This is a genomic window from Streptomyces sp. NPDC059003, from assembly GCF_042740445.1.
Classification (GTDB): domain Bacteria; phylum Actinomycetota; class Actinomycetes; order Streptomycetales; family Streptomycetaceae; genus Streptomyces.
The window spans coordinates 1-3,461 of record NZ_JBHYJH010000378.1 but is presented as its reverse complement, the minus strand read 5'-3'; the positions used below and the strand labels follow the sequence as shown (position 1 = coordinate 3,461).

At 73.2% G+C, this 3,461-nt stretch carries 3 protein-coding genes; 2 read left to right on the top strand and 1 reads right to left on the bottom strand.

The genetic code is table 11. The features are described 5' to 3' along the window. Positions 1–163: 163 nt before the first annotated feature. Positions 164–973, bottom strand: coding sequence for a GntR family transcriptional regulator (locus ACFWZ5_RS45685; protein WP_384806584.1), 810 nt, complete (start codon positions 971–973; stop codon positions 164–166). A gap of 162 nt (positions 974–1,135) precedes the next feature. Here ACFWZ5_RS45685 and ACFWZ5_RS45680 point away from each other — a divergent pair, with 162 nt between their 5' ends. Beyond that, on the top strand, positions 1,136–2,008 hold the full coding sequence (locus tag ACFWZ5_RS45680) for a (2Fe-2S)-binding protein (protein WP_384806582.1): 873 nt from the start codon (positions 1,136–1,138) through the stop codon (positions 2,006–2,008). 226 nt (positions 2,009–2,234) lie between these two features. After that, positions 2,235–3,296 (top strand): DUF2637 domain-containing protein, encoded by a 1,062-nt coding sequence (locus tag ACFWZ5_RS45675; protein WP_384806580.1) that lies wholly within the window; start codon positions 2,235–2,237, stop codon positions 3,294–3,296. The last annotated feature ends 165 nt before the right edge of the window (positions 3,297–3,461 follow it).

Here is a 3,461-nt window from a genome sequence, read left to right as displayed (position 1 = left end):
GGACCCCCTTTTATCCGGCGCTGCGCGCCTCGTCCTCAAACGCCGGACGGGCTGGATCTAGCGGCAAGATTTAGCCCCTCCGGCGTTTGAGGAGCGGCGTCTGGGGCGGAGCCCCAGTTCGGGAAGGGGCGGGTCTGGGGCGCCCCCGCGAGGGACACCGGCCTCAGCCCCCGCCACCCCCCGCGAAGTGCTCCCGCACCAGCGCCTGCACCACCGGCAGGTCCCGCGCGGCAAGCGCCTCGAGGAGGGCCATGTGCTCCGCGGCGTCGGCGACGAGGTCGGCGCGGCGGCCGGTGACGGGCCCGCTCACGAGGGGCCACTGCGCACGCCGGTGCAGATCGTCGGCCACCTGCACGAGCTGCTGGTTCCCGGAGAGCCCGAGCACCGCCCGGTGAAAGGCCCGGTCCGCCTCCGCGTAGGAGGCGAGGTCTCCCCCGGCGGCAGCGACGACGGTCGCCTCGGCGAGCGGCCGCAACGCGGCCCACCGCCCGGCGGCCACACTTCCGGCGAGCCGCAGCATCACCGGCACCTCGATGAGCGCCCGCACCTCGGCGAGCTCCCCGAGCTCCCGCGCGCTGCGCCGGGTGACCCGGAACCCCCGGTTGGGGACGACCTCGACGGCGCCTTCGAGGGCGAGCTGCTGCATGGCCTCGCGCACGGGCGTCGCGGAGACGCCGAGGCGCTCGCCGAGCGCGGGCGCCGAGTACACCTCGCCGGGCGTGAGTTCACCGCCGACGAGCGCGGCCCGCAGGGAGTCGAGCACCTGCCCGCGCACGGAGGTGCGCCGCACCGCACCGCGCACCGGTGGCTCCCCGTGCGTGTGCTCCCCGCGCGCCACCCGGTCCGCGCACACCGCACCCGACGCATCCGTTCGATCCACTAAATCCGCGCGTCCCGCTCCCGGCTGTTCCGGAATGCGTGCGGCGGCGCAGCGGGCCGGGGTCTCCGCCTCGCGCGCTCTGGCCCGCTCCACTGGTCGCCTCCCGCGTCCCGCCCGTCAGCGGCCGGATCGAAAACATACGATCCGAACCATACGAGAAGCACCATAGGCGGACGAGACCGCAGTTGAAACCTCGATCATGTCGGGTAAGGTTAGGCTTACCTGCAATCGATCGTGATTCGGCGGTCCCCGCGCATGTCCGTTCCCACCCTGGAAAGCGGCGCCCGGCACTCGGAGCGCACCCAGAGCCCGGTCACGGGCGCCTACGCCCGGCTCACCGAGGTGTTCCCCGGGCTGCGGATCCAGGAGCTGGCCGAGGACGAACAGACCCCGCAGGACGGCGGCTGGGTCAGCGCCGCGCGGCTCGCGGAGGCCGGCCCCGACTTCGAGGCCTTCCTCGCCTGGGACAACGCGCAGGTCCTCAAGGACTACGGCCAGCAGGCCCGCCCCGACGTGGTCGCGAGCTTCGCCCTGCACCGGTACGCCTGGCCCGCCTGCCTCCTGATCACCGTGCCGTGGTTCCTGCACCGCCGCGTCCCGCGCTACCCCGTCGAGCACGTCGCCTTCCAGCGCGCGCTCGGCCGGATGGCCGTCAGGACCACCACCTTCGCCTGCCTCCCCGACGACCCGGCGGCCGCCCTGCCCGGCGCCCGCGTCGTACCGGACGAGGAGGCGCTGCGCGCCGAGGTGCGGGCCGCGGTGGCCGAGCACCTGGGCCCGCTGCTCGACGGCTTCGGGCCGCGCATGCGCCGCCGCGGGCGCGCCCTGTGGGCCATCGCGACGGACGAGATCGTCGAGGGGATCTGGTACGTCGCCCATCTGCTCGGCGAGGAGCAGCGGGCCACCGCCGAGCTGGAGCGGCTGCTCCCCGGCGCCACGAAGCCGTACGTCGGCACGGCCGCGTTCCGCGAGCTCACCGGGCCGAACGGCGAGAAGCTGCCGACCCGTGACCGCGCGAGCTGCTGCATGTTCTACACGCTGCGCCCCGAGGACACCTGCGTCACCTGCCCGCGCATGTGCGACGCCGACCGGGTCGCCAAGCTGGCGGCCACCGCGGCCGCGAGTTGACGCCCGCACCGCCCTCCGCCGGGTCCACCTCCCGTCTCAATCACCCCATCGTGCGCGTTTAATCGAACTCAACTCGCAATCCACTGAGGTGAGTTCGAGCGAAACGGCGCTCTTCGCGCCCCGCACCACCCCCTTGGCGGCCTCTTGCCGGAAAACCCCTTGTGCGCGTTCGGGCGTGGGTCACTATGGCGCCCGAAACGCCCTACCGCGACGCAAGGGACCCCAGATGAGACTGACCGAGATATCGCTGGACTGGCTGCTTCCCGGCGGCGTCCTGCTCCTGGGCTTGGCGGTGGCGGTGGCGGTGCTCGCGCGAGGCAAAAAAGCCCAGGCGAAGGCGGCCGCCGCCGATGACTCGTGGGAGCGCAGCGAGGAGCGCCGCAGGCGCAAGGAAGCCCTCTACGGCACGGCCTCGTACGTCCTCCTCTTCTGCTGCGCGGCCGTGGCCGCCGCCCTCTCCTTCCACGGCCTCGTCGGCTTCGGCCGGCAGAATCTGAACCTGTCGGGCGGCTGGGAGTACCTGGTGCCGTTCGGCCTCGACGGGGCCGCGATGTTCTGCTCCGTCCTCGCGGTGCGCGAGGCCAGCCACGGCGACGCCGCGCTCGGCTCCCGGCTCCTCGTCTGGACGTTCGCGGGCGCCGCCGCCTGGTTCAACTGGGTGCACGCGCCCCGGGGCATCGGCCACGCCGGTGCCCCGCAGTTCTTCGCGGGGATGTCGCTCTCGGCGGCGGTCCTCTTCGACCGCGCCCTCAAGCAGACCCGCCGCGCGGCCCTGCGCGAACAGGGCCTGGTGCCGCGTCCGCTGCCGCAGATCCGCATCGTCCGCTGGCTGCGGGCGCCCCGTGAGACGTTCGGCGCGTGGTCGCTGATGCTCCTCGAAGGCGTCCGCACCCTCGACGAGGCCGTCGAGGAGGTCCGTGAGGACCGGCGCGAGAAGGAGCAGGCGCGGACCCGCAGGCGCGACCAGGAGAAGCTGTCCCGCGCCCAGCTGAAGGCCATCAGCCGGGGCCGCGGCTACCACAGCCGCGGTGGCCGTCAGGTGGACGTCCAGGCGATGACGCAGTCGGTCGGGTCCGCGCAGGTCGGCGCGGACCCTGCCATAGTTGCGTCATCGCCGGAGCAGTTGCCCGTGCGCAACCGTCCCTCCCTGCAGGCCGTCAAGAATGACCCCGGCCAGACCGGTCAGACCGTGACCGTCGACCTCACGGCCGAGGACGACACGCAGGCGCTGCCGCGCCTGGACACGCTGGAACGCAAGCTCAAGGATCTGGAGCAGCAGTTCGGGTGAGGCCCGCTCCCCACCCACCCGCCCTTTCATCGGCCTAACGGCCTCGTCCTCAAACGCCGGACGGGCTGAAATACCAGCCTGGGGTCCCGCGCAGGTGGTATGGCCTGCGGGGGGTGTTGGCGAGCCCCGAAACGGCGGGGTAACGGGGGGGCAGGGGGGGCCGCC